Annotated in this window: 16 protein-coding genes; 15 read left to right on the top strand and 1 reads right to left on the bottom strand. The window is 66.3% G+C overall.

The annotated features are described in order from the left end of the window. Positions 1-123 precede the first annotated feature (123 nt). The gene (locus tag IAI54_RS16545) at positions 124-954 is read right to left on the bottom strand and encodes a MurR/RpiR family transcriptional regulator (protein WP_187968245.1); all 831 of its coding nucleotides are present in this window, start codon (positions 952-954) and stop codon (positions 124-126) included. Between the two features lie 170 nt (positions 955-1,124). Between IAI54_RS16545 and IAI54_RS16540 the strand changes: the two genes are divergently transcribed. From IAI54_RS16540 to IAI54_RS16470, 15 genes are all read left to right on the top strand, one after another. Continuing rightward, entirely contained in the window at positions 1,125-1,946 is an 822-nt protein-coding gene (locus tag IAI54_RS16540; protein ID WP_187968244.1) for an N-formylglutamate amidohydrolase, read from the top strand. Continuing rightward, positions 1,939-2,448: a TRAP transporter small permease subunit gene (locus tag IAI54_RS16535; protein ID WP_187968243.1), complete on the top strand. Its 510-nt coding sequence runs from the start codon at positions 1,939-1,941 to the stop codon at positions 2,446-2,448. The genes IAI54_RS16540 and IAI54_RS16535 overlap by 8 nt, the downstream gene beginning before the upstream one ends. Then, positions 2,445-3,770, top strand: a complete 1,326-nt coding sequence (locus tag IAI54_RS16530; RefSeq protein WP_187968242.1) for a TRAP transporter large permease — start codon at positions 2,445-2,447, stop codon at positions 3,768-3,770. Before IAI54_RS16535 ends, IAI54_RS16530 begins: the two co-directional genes overlap by 4 nt. 26 nt (positions 3,771-3,796) lie before the next feature. Further along, the gene (locus tag IAI54_RS16525; RefSeq protein ID WP_187968241.1) at positions 3,797-4,855 is read left to right on the top strand and encodes a TRAP transporter substrate-binding protein; all 1,059 of its coding nucleotides are present in this window, start codon (positions 3,797-3,799) and stop codon (positions 4,853-4,855) included. Between the two features lie 98 nt (positions 4,856-4,953). Further along, on the top strand, positions 4,954-6,324 hold the full coding sequence (locus IAI54_RS16520; RefSeq protein ID WP_187968240.1) for a glutamine synthetase family protein: 1,371 nt from the start codon (positions 4,954-4,956) through the stop codon (positions 6,322-6,324). A 57-nt stretch (positions 6,325-6,381) separates the two neighbouring features. Continuing rightward, positions 6,382-6,789: a DUF7662 domain-containing protein gene (locus IAI54_RS16515; RefSeq protein WP_187968239.1), complete on the top strand. Its 408-nt coding sequence runs from the start codon at positions 6,382-6,384 to the stop codon at positions 6,787-6,789. Further along, the gene (locus IAI54_RS16510) at positions 6,776-7,198 is read left to right on the top strand and encodes a type II toxin-antitoxin system VapC family toxin (protein WP_235679075.1); all 423 of its coding nucleotides are present in this window, start codon (positions 6,776-6,778) and stop codon (positions 7,196-7,198) included. Before IAI54_RS16515 ends, IAI54_RS16510 begins: the two co-directional genes overlap by 14 nt. Further along, on the top strand, positions 7,161-8,597 hold the full coding sequence (locus tag IAI54_RS16505) for an aldehyde dehydrogenase family protein (protein ID WP_187973194.1): 1,437 nt from the start codon (positions 7,161-7,163) through the stop codon (positions 8,595-8,597). Before IAI54_RS16510 ends, IAI54_RS16505 begins: the two co-directional genes overlap by 38 nt. A gap of 246 nt (positions 8,598-8,843) precedes the next feature. After that, entirely contained in the window at positions 8,844-10,010 is a 1,167-nt protein-coding gene (locus IAI54_RS16500; protein WP_187968238.1) for an iron-containing alcohol dehydrogenase, read from the top strand. Positions 10,011-10,234: 224 nt separating this feature from the next. Next, complete coding sequence (locus IAI54_RS16495) at positions 10,235-11,341, top strand: ABC transporter substrate-binding protein (protein ID WP_187968237.1); 1,107 nt, start codon at positions 10,235-10,237, stop codon at positions 11,339-11,341. A gap of 82 nt (positions 11,342-11,423) precedes the next feature. Beyond that, positions 11,424-12,317 (top strand): ABC transporter permease, encoded by an 894-nt coding sequence (locus IAI54_RS16490; RefSeq protein WP_235679074.1) that lies wholly within the window; start codon positions 11,424-11,426, stop codon positions 12,315-12,317. Next, a complete protein-coding gene (locus IAI54_RS16485; protein WP_187968236.1) occupies positions 12,314-13,105 on the top strand; it encodes an ABC transporter permease in 792 nt (263 codons plus the stop codon). Before IAI54_RS16490 ends, IAI54_RS16485 begins: the two co-directional genes overlap by 4 nt. Positions 13,106-13,120: 15 nt before the next feature. Continuing rightward, positions 13,121-14,188 (top strand): ABC transporter ATP-binding protein, encoded by a 1,068-nt coding sequence (locus tag IAI54_RS16480; protein ID WP_187968235.1) that lies wholly within the window; start codon positions 13,121-13,123, stop codon positions 14,186-14,188. 114 nt (positions 14,189-14,302) lie between these two features. Beyond that, complete coding sequence (rpe, locus tag IAI54_RS16475) at positions 14,303-14,986, top strand: ribulose-phosphate 3-epimerase (protein ID WP_187968234.1); 684 nt, start codon at positions 14,303-14,305, stop codon at positions 14,984-14,986. Then, positions 14,983-15,693, top strand: coding sequence for an HAD family hydrolase (locus tag IAI54_RS16470; protein ID WP_187968233.1), 711 nt, complete (start codon positions 14,983-14,985; stop codon positions 15,691-15,693). Before rpe ends, IAI54_RS16470 begins: the two co-directional genes overlap by 4 nt. The last annotated feature ends 92 nt before the right edge of the window (positions 15,694-15,785 follow it).

Here is a 15,785-nt window from a genome sequence, read left to right as displayed (position 1 = left end):
GCCAGGCTCTTGGGCGTCCATTATGTACATCCTGCGGCGGCCATGCACGCGGAACTGGATTAACCTTCTGTAATACGCGCTCCTTTGGCCTGCGGATCAACGCGAGACCGGCAGCAGCCGGCGTCAGCCCTTGCGCAAGGTCTCCAGTTGGCCGATCCGCTCGGCGCTTTCATGCTCCAGCCTTCGCGTCAGTTCGCCGATCAGGACCTCCGCGAAGACGAAGAGTGCCGCCGACGAGTCCCACGCGGAAGGGACGGCCGTGCGCCCGGCCACCACGTGCCGGGCGAAGCGGGCGATCGGCGACAGCCACTGGTCGGTCACCAGGACGATCCGGATGCCGCGCCTGTGTGCCGTCTCCGCCAGCCGCAGCAGGCTGTCCTGGTACCGCCGGATATCGAAGACGAAGAGCACGTCGCGCCGTCCCATGTCGATCAGCCTGTCGCGCCAGTTGCTCTCCTGGCCTGACAGATGGAAGACCGCGGGACGGATGATGGTCATGTGGGCCGCCATGTAGCGGGCGATCGGATCGGTGAATCGGCCGCCGACGAGGTGGATGCTCGCGCGGGGATGCGCCAGAAGCGCGACGATCTCGTCGATCTGGCGCTGCGAGACGTGGCCGAAGGTTTCGCGGATGTTGTCGAGCGTGGCGGCGAGCGTCGCCGGTTCCTCGCCGCGCCGCCCGGGCTGGCGCTCGGTGCGCGAGAGGGGGGACTGCAGCTGTGCCGCGAGTTCATGCTGAAGCGCCGCCTGAAACTCGGAATAGTTGTGGAAGCCGAGGCGGGCAACGAAGCGCAGGATGGTCGGAGAACTGACCCCGGCGAGCTGGGAGAAGTCGGCAACCGTCTTCAGCCCGGCCAGCGGGTAGTTGGCGATCAGGGTCTGGGCGGCGCGGCGTTCGCCGGCCGGCATCGCGTCCATCCGGTCGGTGATCAGCTCGGCGATGCTCGTGATCATGCGACCTCCTCCGACAGGCCTCCCGCGCGCGACGCTCCGCGCGCAAGCCGCGACCCTCCGCTGCGGAAAATGCGGTTTGACAAACCGGCTGAGGGCGTATCAAATCATTCAGCAGACCGAAAAGATACCAAAAACGTAATATTCCATACAGTGCGCGGGGCGGGGCGGACATGAGTGCGGGGCCGGAGATGGACGGGGCGGAGGCGGGGCCCGTGCGGGTCTTCAACCGCGCTGCCGCGGGTCCCTTCGTGCTCGTCTGCGATCACGCCTCGAACCACGTTCCCAAGGCGTACGGTACGCTCGGCCTTCCGGAGAGCGACCTCATGCGGCACATCGCATGGGATCCGGGCGCTGCCCCGGTGTCGCGCCGCATGGCCGAGCGGCTTGACGCCGTCCTCGTCGAATCGGCCATTTCCAGGCTGATCGTCGATTGCAACCGGCCGCTCGACGCGCCGGATCTGATGCCGGCTCTCAGCGAGACCACCGTCATCCCCGCGAACCGCTCGGTTCCGGCCGACGAGCGCGCGCGGCGGATCGCGCTAGCCCATGCGCCTTTCCACGACGCCATCGATGCCATCGTTGCCGAACGGCAGGCAGCGGGCCTGGCCACGGCGATCGTGTCCGTCCATTCCTTCACGCCGGTCTACCGCGGCATCCCGAGGCCCTGGCACGTCGGCATCATCCACGACGGCGACGAGCGACTGTCGGCGCCGATGATCCAGGCGCTTTCGGCGATCGACGGGATCGTGGTCGGCGACAACGAGCCGTATTCTCCGGCGGACCGGGTCTATTATACGCTGGAAAGGCATGCGCGTACGCGCGGCCTCCCTTGCGCGATGATCGAAATCCGCAATGATGACATCGGCGACGAGGCGGGCCAGGCGCTCTGGGCCGACCGCCTCGCCCACATTCTGTCCGGCATTCAAGAACCGGGCATCGACCATGGGGAGGCGAAGGCAACTCGCGAAGAGAGGACGGACAGGCGTGCCTGAAGCCATCAAGACCTATGTGAGGGTCGTGGATGCCATGAGCCACTGGATGGGGCTCTTCGCGATGTATCTCGTCTTCGCGATGATCGGCATTCTCGGCTATGCCTCGATCATGAAGGTGTTCTTCCTGCCGTCGCTCTGGACCGTCGAGATGGCCCAGTTCGTGATGGTTGCCTATTTCACGCTCGGCGGCGCCTTCACGCTGAAGGAGGGCGATCACGTCCGGATGGACCTCGTCTACGGACGCTGGAGCGTGCGGCAGAAGGCCGGCGTCGACCTCTTCACGGGCGTGGCACTCATTCTTTTCCTGGTGATGCTGCAGATCGGCGGGATCTCGTCGCTGATCTACGCCGTCGAGTTCGGCGAGAAGAGCTTCTCGGCCTGGGCGCCGAAGATGTGGCCCATCAAGGTGGTGCTCAACATCGGCATCTTCCTGACGCTGCTGCAGGCGATCTCGCTCTTCTTCAAGGACTGGGCGACGGCCCGCGGAGAACCGATCCGGTGAGCTACGAACTGATCGCTCTCCTGATGTTCTCCTCGATGATGCTGCTGCTCCTGACCGGGCAGCGGGTCTTCGCGGTGATCGGCATCGTCGGCGCCGTCGCTGCCTTCTTCCTGTGGGGCACCGGCGGAATCGAAATCCCCTTCACGGCGACCATCAAGGTCATGAAGTGGTATCCGCTGCTGACCCTGCCGCTGTTCGTCTTCATGGGCTACATGCTGGCGGAGTCGGGCATCGCCGACGACCTCTACAAGATGTTCCACGTCTGGTTCGGCCCGGTCCGCGGCGGATTGGCGATCGGCACGATCCTGATGATGGTGATCATCTCGGCCATCAACGGCCTCTCGGTGGCCGGCATGGCGGTCGGCGCCACCATCGCGCTGCCCGAACTCCTGCGGCGCGGCTACGACAAGGTGATGGTCACCGGCGTCATCCAGGCCGGCTCCTCCCTCGGCATCCTCGTGCCGCCGAGCGTCGTGCTCGTGCTCTACGGCATGATCGCGCGCCAGCCGGTCGGGCATCTGTGGATGGCGGGCGTGTTCCCCGGGCTGCTGATGGCGAGCCTGTTCATCCTCTACATCGTCGTGCGCTGCGTGCTGCAGCCGAGCCTCGGCCCAGCCCTGCCGAAGGAAGAGCGGGAGAGGTACACGCTCGGCCAGAAGATCGCGCTGGCGCAGGCCGGGCTCATCCCGCTCGCGATCTTCCTCGCGATGACGGGGCTGTTCCTCACCGGCGTCACCAGCCTGGTGGAAAGCTCTGCGGTCGGCGCGGTCTCCTCGCTCCTGGCGGCGGCGCTGCGCGGTCGGCTGACGCTTGCGGTCCTGCACGACACGACGCGCAAGACCCTCGGCATATCGGCGATGTTCTTCTGGATCATCACCGCAGCGCTGTGCTTCGGAGCGGTCTTCGACGGGCTCGGGGCGGTGCGGTCGATCGAGGGGCTGTTCCTCGGCGACATGGGGCTGGAGCCCTGGCAGGTGCTGTCCCTGATGATGCTGACCTTCCTGATCCTCGGCATCTTCCTCGACGATACGGCCATGCTCGTGATCGTGGCGCCGCTGTTCATTCCGCTGGCCGGCGCGCTCGGCTACAACCTCGTCTGGTTCGGCGTGATGTACACGATCACCTGCCAGATCGCTTACCTGACGCCGCCTTTCGGCTACAATCTCTTCCTGATGCGCGCCATGGCGCCGCCGGAAGTGAGCCTGACGGACATCTACAAGTCGGTGTATCCGTTCGTCGGGATCATGCTGTTCACGTTGCTGATTCTCGCGCTCTTCCCCGAGATCGCGACGTGGCTGCCCGACTACTACTATTCCAAGTGACGCGTGCAACGAGAAGGATGGGAACAATGATCAAGCAGAGCAGACGCGATTTCATCAAGAAGGCCGGCCTCGTCACCGCGGGCGCCGCCGGCGCCTCCACGCTCGCCGCCCCGGCGGTGATCGCCCAGGCGCCGATCAAGTGGCGGCTCCAGACCTATGCAGGCGCAGCCCTTGGCCCGCACGTCACGAAGCCCGCGGTCGACATGTTCAACGCCGCCGCCAAGGGCGAGATGGAGATCGAGCTCTACTACGCCGACCAGCTGGTTCCGACGGGCGAACTCTTCCGCGCCATGCAGGCCGGGACGATCGACGCCGTCCATTCCGACGACGATTCGATGGCGGCGCCGGTCGAGATTTCCGTCTTCGGCGGCTATTTCCCCTTCGCCACCAAGCACATCCTCGACGTGCCGGTGCTGTTCAACCAGTATGGCCTCGCCGACATCTGGCGCGAGCAGTACAAGGCGGCCGGCGGTGTCGTCTGGCTGTCGGCCGCGGGCCAGGATCCCTGCCACTTCAACACCAAGAAGCCGATCAACAGCCTGGCCGATCTCCAGGGCCTGCGCCTCTACACCTTCCCGACGGCGGGTCGCTTCCTGGCGCAGTTCGGCGTCGTGCCCGTCTCGATCCCCTACGAGGACGTGCAGGTGGCGGTGCAGACCGGTGAACTCGACGGCATGTCCTGGTCGGGCATCACCGAGGACTACACCGTGGGCTGGGCGGACGTGACCGACCACTTCACCACGAACAACATCTCGGGCGCCTGGATCGGCTCCTGGTTCGTCAACGAGAAGAAGTGGGCCGACACGCCGGAGCACCTGAAGCAGCTCTGGATGGCCTGCGTCGACGCCGGCCACACCTACCGCAACCAGTGGTACTGGGGCGGTGAAGCCAAGCTGCGCGCCACCGGCGACAAGCTGAAGCTGACCACCGTTCCGGCCGAGGAATGGAACCAGGTCGAGGCCGCCGCGATGAAGTTCTGGGACGAGATCGCGGCCGAGAGCGAGATGAAGGCCAAGGTCGTCGCGATCTTCAAGCAGTACAACGAGATCCTGCACAAGGCCGGCGGCGTCTACACGCAAGGCTGAGACTGGCTCTATCGACAGGCGGCCCGGCGGTCTACGCCGGGCCGTACGACGTCAGATCGGCCACGGGAGGCCGGCAACCCGCTCCGAGGACCACGAGAATGGCAGGCAACCTGAGTTTCGACGAACTGAAGACCGAAATCGCGGCTGGTGCCATCGACACCGTGCTCGCCTGCGCGGTCGACATGCAGGGCCGCCTCGTCGGCAAGCGCTTCCTCGCGAGCTTCTTCGCCGACAGCGCCCATGACGAGACGCATGGCTGCAACTACCTGCTCGCCAACGACATCGACATGGAGCCGGTGCCCGGCTACAAGGCGGCCAGCTGGGACAAGGGCTACGGCGACTTCGTCATGAAGCCCGACATGTCGACGCTGCGGCGGATTCCGTGGCTCGAGAAGACGGCGCTGGTGCTGTGCGACCTGCAGGACCATCACACCCATTCCGACCTGCCGCACTCGCCGCGCGCGATCCTGCGCAAGCAGGTCGCCCGGCTGAAGGAGCGCGGCTGGCTCGCCTATTTCGCCTCGGAACTCGAGTTCTACCTGTTCGACGAGAGCTATGATTCCATCCGCGCCAAGCACTGGAAGAACCTCTCCACCGCCTCGCCCTACATCGGCGACTACCTGATCGGCATCACCTCGAAGGAGGAGGGCGTCATGCGCCGGCTCCGCAACGAGATGAATGCGGCCGGCATTCCGATCGAGAACTCCAAGGGCGAATGGGGCCCGGGCCAGGAAGAGATCAACGTGCGCTATGCCGAAGCGCTCGACATGGCCGACCGGCACGTGATCCTGAAGAACGGCGCCAAGGAGATCGCCAGCCAGATGGGCAAGGCCATCTCGTTCATGTCGAAGTACAATTACGACCTGGCGGGCAACTCCTCCCACATCCACAATTCGCTGTGGAGCGCCGACGGGAAGACGCCGCTTTTCTTCGACAGGCAAGCCGAGTGGACGCTGTCGGAGCTCGGCCAGCAGTGGGCGGCAGGGCAGATCAAATACGCCAGGGAGTTCACCTGGTTCCTGGCGCCCTACATCAACTCCTACAAGCGCTTCCAGGCCGGCACCTTCGCGCCGACAAAGATCATGTGGAGCGAGGACAACCGCACTGCCGGCTTCCGGCTCTGCGGCGAGGGCACCAAGGGCATCCGCATGGAATGCCGCATCGGCGGCGCAGACCTGAACCCCTACCTGGCCTTCGCGGCGCTGATCGCGGCGGGGCTCGCCGGTATCGACGAGAAGCTGACGCTGCAGAAGCCCTTCGTCGGCGATGCCTACCAGGCTTCGCGCCTGCCCGAGATCCCGAAGACCTTGCGGGACGCCACCGAGACACTGGCGAAGTCGAAGATGCTGAAGAGTGCGCTCGGCGAGGACGTGGTCGAGCATTACGTCCACACCGCCAAGTGGGAGCAGTTCGAATATGACCGGCGGATCACGGACTGGGAGCTGCACCGGGGGTTCGAGCGGTATTGAAGCGGGACGAGCCTGAGTGTATTTTCTCGACACACTCTGACACACCGGAGGCATGTGATGGGAAAATACGCGCCCTTGCGTGAATTCCTGATCGATCAGGACAAGGCTGTGGTGGCAATGAGCTTCGAGCAGATCGAAGCCTTGATCGGCCAGGCTCTTCCCGCCTCGAAATCAAGTCGCGCCTTCTGGAGCAACAATCCCGACAACAACGTCATGACCCGCGAATGGCTTGCCGCCGGCTTCGTCGCAGAGGCGGTTGACCTCAATGCCGGGACGCTGAAGTTCCGCAAGAGAGAAGAACATCCTGTCTTGTTCGAGGGCGAGACCGCGGCGAATCTGGACATGGAAGCGACGGGGCGCGATCCGCTGTTCGGGTGCATGAGGGGGACTCTGAAGATCCTGCCGGACGTCGACTACACGAAGCCGGCCGCTCCGGACTGGGCGAAGGTCTATGATGACCGTTGACGGGCTTCTGCTCGACACCTGTGCCGTCATCTGGCTCTCGCAGGATGCAAGGGTCGCGCCCGCCGCGAAGGCGGCCATCGAGCGGGCGCGGAAAGCCAAGGCGACGGTCGGGGTTTCGCAAATGACCGCCTGGGAGATCGGGATGCTGGTCTCGAAGGATCGACTGCCGGCAGTCAAGGATGCTGAACGCTGGTTCGAGGAATTCGTCGAGCGGGCGGCGGTCGTCGTCTGGCCGCTCACGACACGTGTTCTCGTCGACTCGTCCTTTCTTCCGCATTTCGATCATGGCGACCCGATGGATCGCATCGTCGTGGCGACGGCGCGTTCGAACAATCTGGCGATCGTCACGCGCGACAGACTCATTCTTGCCTATGGAACCGCCGGCCACGTCAGGACCGTGCGCTGCTGAACAACGGGAGATATCCTTGGAAACCGTGAAACTGAAATCCCCCATCGACGGCTCGATCTACGTCGAGCGGCCGATTGCGACCGACCAGGCCATCGATGCGGCGGTGTCGCGCGCGCGCGCCGCGCAGGCCGACTGGGCCGACGTGCCGATCGCCCGGCGCGGCGAGTACCTGCTCGCCTTCCTCGAGGCGCTGCTGGCCATGAACGACGAGATCGTTCCGGAACTCGCCTGGCAGATGGGTCGTCCCGTGCGCTACGGCGGCGAGAAGGGCGGCGTCGAGGAGCGGACGCGCTACATGGTGGCGCTGGCCGAGAAGGCGCTGGCGCCTTATGTCCCCGAGGACCGGCCGGGGTTCCGGCGCTACCTGAAGAAGGTGCCGCTCGGCATCGTCTTCGTCGTCGCGCCCTGGAACTATCCCTACCTGACGGCGGTGAACACCATCGTGCCGGCGCTGATGGCCGGCAACGCCGTGATCCTCAAGCACGCGGCGCAGACTCTCCTGGTGGGCGAGCGCTTCCAGGCGGCCTTCGACAAGGCCGGCCTGCCCAAGGGCCTGTTCCAGAACCTCGTCATGAGCCATGGCCAGACAGAGAAACTGCTCGGTTCCGGTCTCGTCGACCACTGCAACTTCACCGGTTCGGTAGCGGGCGGCCGCGCGATCGAGAAGGCGGCGGCGGGCACCTTCATGACTCTCGGCCTCGAACTCGGCGGCAAGGACCCGGCCTACGTACTGCCGGACGTGAAGCTCGACCACGCCATCGCCAACCTCGCCGAAGGCGCCTTCTTCAACACCGGCCAGTGCTGCTGCGGCATCGAGCGCATCTACGTGCACGAAACCATCTATGACGACTTCGTTGAGGGATTCATCGCCGAGAGCCGCAACTGGACGCTCGGCAACCCGGCCGAGAAGGAGACGGTGATGGGGCCGATGGCGCAGGCGCGTTTCGCCGACTTCATCCGCGAGCAGAAGGCCGAAGCCCTGCGCAAGGGGGCGACGGCGCATCTCAACCTCGCCGACGAGCGCGACACCGCCGGATCGCCCTATCTGCCGGTGGAGGTGCTCACTGGCGTGAACCACCAGATGAGCGTCATGCGCGAGGAGAGCTTCGGCCCGATCGTCGGCATCATGAAGGTGCGCGACGACGAGGAGGCGGTCGCGCTGATGAACGACAGCCCGTATGGCCTCACCGCCTCGATCTGGACCCGCGACACCGAGCGGGCCGCCGCCATCGGCGACCGCGTCGAAACCGGCCTGGTGTTCATGAATCGCTGCGACTACGTCGATCCGGGGCTGGTCTGGACCGGCGTCAAGGACACCGGCAAGGGCGGGGCCATGGGCCTCGTGGGCTACGACAACCTGACCCGGCCGAAGGGTTTCCACTTGCGCGAGAAGATCTAGCTTCGCCGCGAATGGACCCATGTACTCGCTCCGTCGCGCCCCCCTCTGGCCTGCCGGCCATCTCCCCCACGAGGGGGAAGATCAGCCTTCATGGCGCGCTCCGCCCGCCCTGTGACGTCGCAGGGTGGCGATAGCGGTCGTGACATCCGATCTCCCCCCCCTCGTGGGGGAGATGGCCGGCAGGCCAGTGGGGGCACGAAGGAACGCGACCTTTCCGATTTCAATTTCATCCGAGAACCCCTCACCATGACCACGCTCGTCTCCAAATGGAACTACCCCACAACCGTCCGCTTCGGCGCCGGCCGCATCTCGGAACTGCCTGATGCGCTGGCCCAGACGGGCATAAGGCATCCGCTCTTCGTCACCGATCCGGGGCTGGCGAAGCTCCCGGTCGTGGCCGACACGCTGAAGATCCTCGATGCGGCCAAGATCCCCTACCGGGTGTTCTCGGACGTCAAGCCGAACCCGGTCGAGTCCAACCTCACGGCCGGCATCGCCATGTTCAAGGAGGGCGGCCATGACGGCGTCGTCGCCTTCGGCGGCGGTTCCGCGCTCGACCTCGGCAAGCTGATCGCCTTCCAGGCGCACCAGACGCGGCCGGTCTGGGACTTCGAGGACATCGGCGACTGGTGGACCCGCGCCGACGCCTCGAAGATCGCGCCGATCGTCGCCGTGCCGACGACCGCCGGTACCGGTTCGGAAGTGGGGCGCGCCGGCGTCATCACGCACGAGGCGAGCCACACCAAGAAGGTGATCTTCCACCCGAAGATGCTGCCGGCGATCGTCATCGCCGATCCGGCACTGACCGCCGGCATGCCGCGCTTCATCACGGTCGGCACCGGCATGGATGCGCTGGCGCACTGCCTGGAAGCCTATTGCGCGCCGGGCTACCACCCGATGGCCGACGGTATCGGCGTCGAAGGCGTGCGGCTGGTGCTGGAGAACTTGCCGAAGGCGGTCGCCGCCGGCACGGACCTGACGGCGCGGGCGCACATGATGTCGGCCGCAGCCATGGGTGCCACCGCCTTCCAGAAGGGCCTCGGCGCCATCCATTCGCTGTCGCATCCCATCGGTGCGCTCTACGATACGCATCACGGCATGACCAACGCCGTGTTCATGCCCTACGTGCTCGCCTTCAACCGCCCGGCGATCGAGGAGCGCATCGGCCGGCTCGCCGCCTATTGCGGCATTTCGGGCGGCTTCGACGGCTTCGCGGCGGCGATCCTCAAGCTGCGGGAGGATCTCGGCGTGCCGCACGCGCTGGGCGGACTGATCAAGGATCTCGCCATGGACGACGCGCGCAAGGATCTGATCGCCGAGATGGCGATCGTCGACCCGACCGCGGGCGGCAATCCGGTCCGGCTCACCAAGGAAGCTGCGCTCGCGCTTCTCGACGAGGCGATCGCGGGCTGATCGGTACAACCGTGGACGGCGCCGGATCGACGGATCGGCGCCGGATCGGTGGATGCCTATCAATTAGCCGGGAAAGCACCGAATCCGATTGCCGTGGCACCCGGCAAAGGCTAGCTTTTCCCGGGCTCGTGCGACGATGACGGCGGCGTTCATCCAATTGTCACGGGACACCGGTAACCGCGTCGCAGGCGTCGTTCGACGCCACACCCTACGGAGAAGAACAGATGATGAAACGCACGGGAACAGCACTTTCCATGACTGCGGCCTTCCTGATGGTCTCGACGGCCATCTCGTCGGCGCAGGACCTCGCGGCGCTGGAAGCTGCCGCCAAGGCCGAGGGCATGCTCACCACCATCGCGCTGCCGCATGACTGGTGCGGCTACGGCGACGTGATCGCCGGCTTCAAGGCGAAGTATCCGGAGATCACCGTCAACGAGCTGAACCCGGATGCCGGCTCCGCCGACGAACTGGAGGCGGTTCGCGCCAACAAGGACAACAAGGGTCCGCAGGCGCCGGACGTGCTCGACATCGGTCTGGCCTTCGGTCCCCAGGCGCAGGCCGAGGGTCTGCTGATGCCCTACAAGGTCTCGACGTGGGACTCCATCCCCGACAACGTCAAGGACGCCGACGGCCACTGGTACGGCGACTATTACGGCGTGCTGTCGTTCGCGGTGAACACCGACATCGTCAAGACGCTGCCGACCGACTGGTCCGATCTGCTCAAGCCGGAATATGCCGCGAGCGTCGCGCTTGCCGGTGATCCGCGCGCCTCGAACCAGGCGATCTTCGGCGTGCATGCCGCTGGCCTCGCCACCGGTGCGGCGGCGGGCGAGGCTGCCGGCGAGGCCGGCCTCAACTTCTTCGCCGAACTCAACAAGGCGGGCAATTTCGTCCCGACCATCGGCAAGTCGGGCACGCTGGCGCAGGGCGCCACGCCGATCGTGATCTGGTGGGACTACAACGCCCTGTCGGGCCGTGACGCGCTCAACGGCAACCCGCCGGTCGAGGTCGTCGTGCCGGCGTCGGGCGTCGTCGCCGGCGTCTACGTGCAGGCGATCAGCGCCTACGCGCCGCATCCGAATGCCGCCAAGCTGTGGATGGAGTACCTCTATTCCGACGAAGGCCAGCTCGGCTGGCTGAAGGGCTACTGCCACCCGATCCGCTTCAACGACATGGTCGCCCGCGGCGTCGTTCCGCAGGAGCTCCTCGACGCGCTGCCGCCGGCAGCAGCCTACGAGAAGGCGGTGTTCCCGACGCTGGACGAGCAGAATGCGGCCAAGGGCGTGATCACGTCCAAGTGGGACAGCGTCGTCGGCGCGAACGTTCAGTAAGGCACACGAGCCACATCGAGCGCGGTCTCCGCCCCGGCGGAGACCGCACCCTGAAGACGCGAAACCCGGGGGCGGGCCAAGCATGAACGACTTGACTGCCGCGGCCACCGCCGCGCCGCCAGCCCATCGGCCGAAGCTCTCCTTCGCTTGGGTCGGCGTCGTTCCCTTCGTCGCTTTCGCCGTCCTCTTCCTCATCCTTCCGACACTGCAGATCGTCACCGGCGCCTTTCGCAATCCGGCCGGCGAGTTCACGCTCGCCAACGTCGCCAACCTGTTCCAGCCGTCGATCCTGTCGGCCTACTGGATCTCGATCCGCATCAGCGTCGCTTCGGCCTTTCTCGGCTGCGTGGTCGGTTTCCTGCTCGCCTGGGCGATCGTGCTCGGCGGCCTTCCGTCCTGGGTGCGCTCGCCGGTCCTCACCTTCTCGGGCGTGGCGTCGAACTTCGCCGGCGTGCCGCTCGCCTTCGCCTTCCTGTCCACCTTCGGCCGGCTCGGGCTGGTGACGCTCGTCCTGCGCGACTGGTTCGGGATCAACATCTACGCCTACGGCTTCAACATCCTGTCCTTCGGGGGGCTGACCCTTACCTACCTGTTCTTCCAGATCCCGCTGATGGTGCTGATCGTGACGCCCGCGCTCGACGGCATGCGCCGCGAATGGCGCGAGGCAGCGTCGATTCTCGGCGCATCGGGCTTCCAGTACTGGCGCATGGTGGCGCTGCCGATCCTTTGGCCGACGCTGCTCGGCACCTTCGCGCTGCTCTTCGCCAATGCCTTCGGCGCGGTCGCGACGGCCTATGCGCTGACGGGCTCGTCGCTGTCGATCGTGCCGATCCTGCTCTTCGCCCAGATCCGCGGCGACGTGCTGCAGGATCCGCATCTCGGCTACGCGCTGGCCTTCGGCATGATCGTGGTGACCGGCATCGCGAACTTCATCTACATCTGGCTGCGGACCCGCAGCGAAAGGTGGATCAAATGAAGCCGAACCGCTTCTGGTCCTGGATCTTCCTGGCGATCGGTGTCCTCTACTTCCTGCTGCCGCTGATCGGCACCTTCGAGTTCTCGCTGAAGATGCGGCGCGGGGTCTACAGCCTCGACGCCTACCAGGCGGTGATCTTCGACCCGCGCTTCCAGGCCACTTTCGGCTATTCCGTGATGATGGCGCTCGCTACCATCGTCGTCGGCGTCCTGCTCGTCGTGCCCACCGCCTACTGGGTGCGGCTGAAGCTGCCGTCCTGGCGGCCGGTGCTGGAATTCGTGACGCTGCTGCCGCTGGTGATCCCGCCCATCGTCATCGTCTTCGGCTACATCCGCCTCTACAACACGTCCTCCTGGCTGCCGCTCACCGGAACCGCCATGGGCACCAACGTCCTTTTGATGTTCGGCTACGTGGTGCTGTCGCTGCCCTACATGTACCGCGCCGTCGACACCGGGCTCAGGGCCATCGACGTCGGCACGCTGACGGAGGCCGCACAGAGCCTCGGCGCAGGCTGGATCACCATCATGTGGCGCGTCATCCTGCCCAACGTCTTCGTCGCGGTGCTGTCGGGCGCGTTCCTGACGTTTGCCATCGTCATCGGCGAGTTCGTGATGGCGGCGCTGCTCAACCGGCCGGCCTTCGGGCCCTATCTCCAGCTCATCGGCGCCAACCGCGCCTACGAGCCGGCCGCGCTCGCCGTCATCGCCTTCGCCATCACCTGGGGCTGTATGGCGCTGATCCAGGTCGTCTCGCGCTTCGCGCCGCGCCCCCCCGCACAGCCGCACTAAGGAAACCGAGGTCCCATGTCCGATCCGTTCCTCTCCATCCGGCAGGTGCGCAAGGCTTTCGGCACGACCGTCGTCGTGCAGGAGTTCAATCTCGACGTCCGGCAGGGCGAGTTCGTCTCCTTCCTCGGCCCCTCGGGCTGCGGCAAGACGACGATGCTCCGCATCGTCGCCGGTTTCGAGGAGCCGAGCGCCGGAACGGTGAACATCGGCGGCCGGGACGTGACGGCGCTGAAGCCCAATCAGCGCAACATCGGCATGGTGTTCCAGGCCTATGCGCTGTTTCCCAACATGACGGTTGCTGGAAACATCGGCTTCGGCCTGAAGGTCGCGGGCAAGCCGGCGGCCGAGATTCGCTCGCGCGTGGGCGAGATGCTCGAGCTCATCAAGCTGCAGGATTTCGGCAGCCGCTATCCCTACCAGCTCTCCGGCGGCCAGCAGCAGCGCGTGGCGCTGGCCCGCGCCATGGCGGCGCGGCCGCAGGTCCTGCTCCTCGACGAACCGCTGTCGGCGCTCGACGCCAAGGTGCGCGTCTCGCTGCGCGAGGAGATCCGTGCCATCCAGAAGGAACTCGGCATCACCACCATCTTCGTCACGCACGACCAGGAGGAAGCGCTGTCGATGTCGGACCGCATCGTGGTCATGTACAATGGCCGCGCCGAGCAGGTCGGCACGCCCTTCGAGATCTACAACCGGCCCGCCACGCGCTTCGTGGCCGGCTTCGTCGGGACATTGAACGTCGTCGAGGGTAGGGTCACCGATCCGGCAACCGGGGCCGTCACCATTGCGGGAGGCACGATTTCGGTGGGTAACCGCGTGGCCGCCCGCAAGGCCGGCGAGACGGTGTCTCTGGCGCTGCGGCCGGAAGCGATCGCGCTCGGCCGCCGCGAGGGCCGCGACGGTCTGGTGACGGGGACCATCCGCGAGGTGAGCTTCCTGGGCTCCGTCATCCGCGTGCGCGTGGCCGTCGGCGACGCGCTGCTGTCGCTCGACACCTTCAACAGTCCCGCCAGCCCGCCGCCGGTGGCCGGCGAGACGGCCGAGATCAGCTTCTCGACGTCGGACATGCTGATCCTCGACCGCTGAGTCTTTCCGATCGTCCGGTTGCGCAGGCGCGGATGGCGCTTGATTTGTCGCGCCGTTGCGGCCATTGAGCCCGCGAAACGATCAACGGAGCCCGCGCAGGCGGGGTTTCGCGTCATGACCAGGACCATCATCGCTCCCTCCATCCTCTCGGCGGACTTCTCGCGCATCGGCGAGGAGATCGAGGCGATCGACCGGGCGGGCGCGGACTGGATCCATCTCGACGTCATGGACGGGCATTTCGTGCCCAACATCACCTTCGGCCCGCCGCTGATCAAGGCGGTTCGCAACCGCACGCAGAAGGTCTTCGACTGCCACCTGATGATCGAGCCCGTCGATGGCTATCTCGCGGCCTTTGCGGATGCGGGCTGCGACGTCATCACGGTGCATGCCGAGGCGACGAAGCATCTCGACCGTTCGCTGCAGGCGATCCGCGACCTCGGCAAGAAGGCCGGCGTCTCGCTCAACCCGTCGACGCCCGAGAGCGTGATCGAATACGTGCTCGACCGGCTCGACCTCGTGCTTCTGATGACGGTGAACCCCGGTTTCGGCGGCCAGGCCTTCATCCCGGCCGTGGTCGACAAGGTGGCGCGCGTCAAGGCGATGATCGGTTCGCGTCCGATCGACATCGAGATCGACGGCGGCGTCACGGTCGACACCGCGCCGCTGGTCGCCGCGGCCGGCGCCAACGTGCTGGTCGCCGGTTCGGCGGTGTTCAAGGGCGGGAGCGAAGCCGCCTATGGCGCCAACATCGCCGCCATCCGCGCCGCCTCGGACGGCGCGACGAAGCGGGCCGCATGAGCCCGGCGGACCTGGCTCGGCCCCTCGAGGGCCGTTCCGCGGGCAGCCTGCCGGAGGCCGTGCTGTTCGACCTCGACGGGACGCTGATCGATTCCGTCCCCGACATCGCCGCGGCGACCAACGAACTGCTCGCCCGCCACGGCCTGGCGCCCTTTCACGTCGACGAGGTGCGCGCCATGATCGGCCACGGCGTCTCGACGCTGGTGCTGCGTGCCTTCGCGGCGCGTTCCATCCCGCTTACAGGGGAGGCGCTGGAGGCGCGGGTGGCCGAGATGATGCCGATCTACGGCCGCCATCTCGTCAATCTCACCACGGTGCTGCCCGGCGCGTCCGCGTGCCTGGAGACGCTGGCCCTGGCGGGTGTCCGGCTCGCCGTCGTGTCCAACAAGCCGATGCCCTTCACGCGGACGATCTGCGATCATTACGGCTTCTCCCGCCACGTTGCGGCGGTGCAGGGCGCCGAGCCGCACATCGCCAGGAAGCCTGCGCCCGACATGCTCCACGCCGCGCTCGACGCGCTGGGCGCCGATCGATCCCGCGCGGTCATGGTGGGTGACGGCGCGGCCGACGTCGAGGCCGCGCGCGCGGCCGGACTTCCGGTCGTCATCGTGCGCGGCGGCTATGGCGCCGAGCCGGCCGAGAGCTTCGCGCCCGACCTCGTCATCGACGGACTGTCCGATCTCGCCGAAGCGCTGCGCCGGCTCTAGCGACCTTCGACCGGAGGAGGCGACGCGCCGGTTGCGGCACTGCGCCGGCCTCCGCTAGAAGCGGGCACCATCCACCATCCGCTCGCGAGTTC

This window comes from Aquibium microcysteis (assembly GCF_014495845.1).
GTDB classification, from domain to species: Bacteria; Pseudomonadota; Alphaproteobacteria; order Rhizobiales; family Rhizobiaceae; genus Aquibium; species Aquibium microcysteis.
This window is presented reverse-complemented; position numbering and strand designations above follow the sequence as displayed.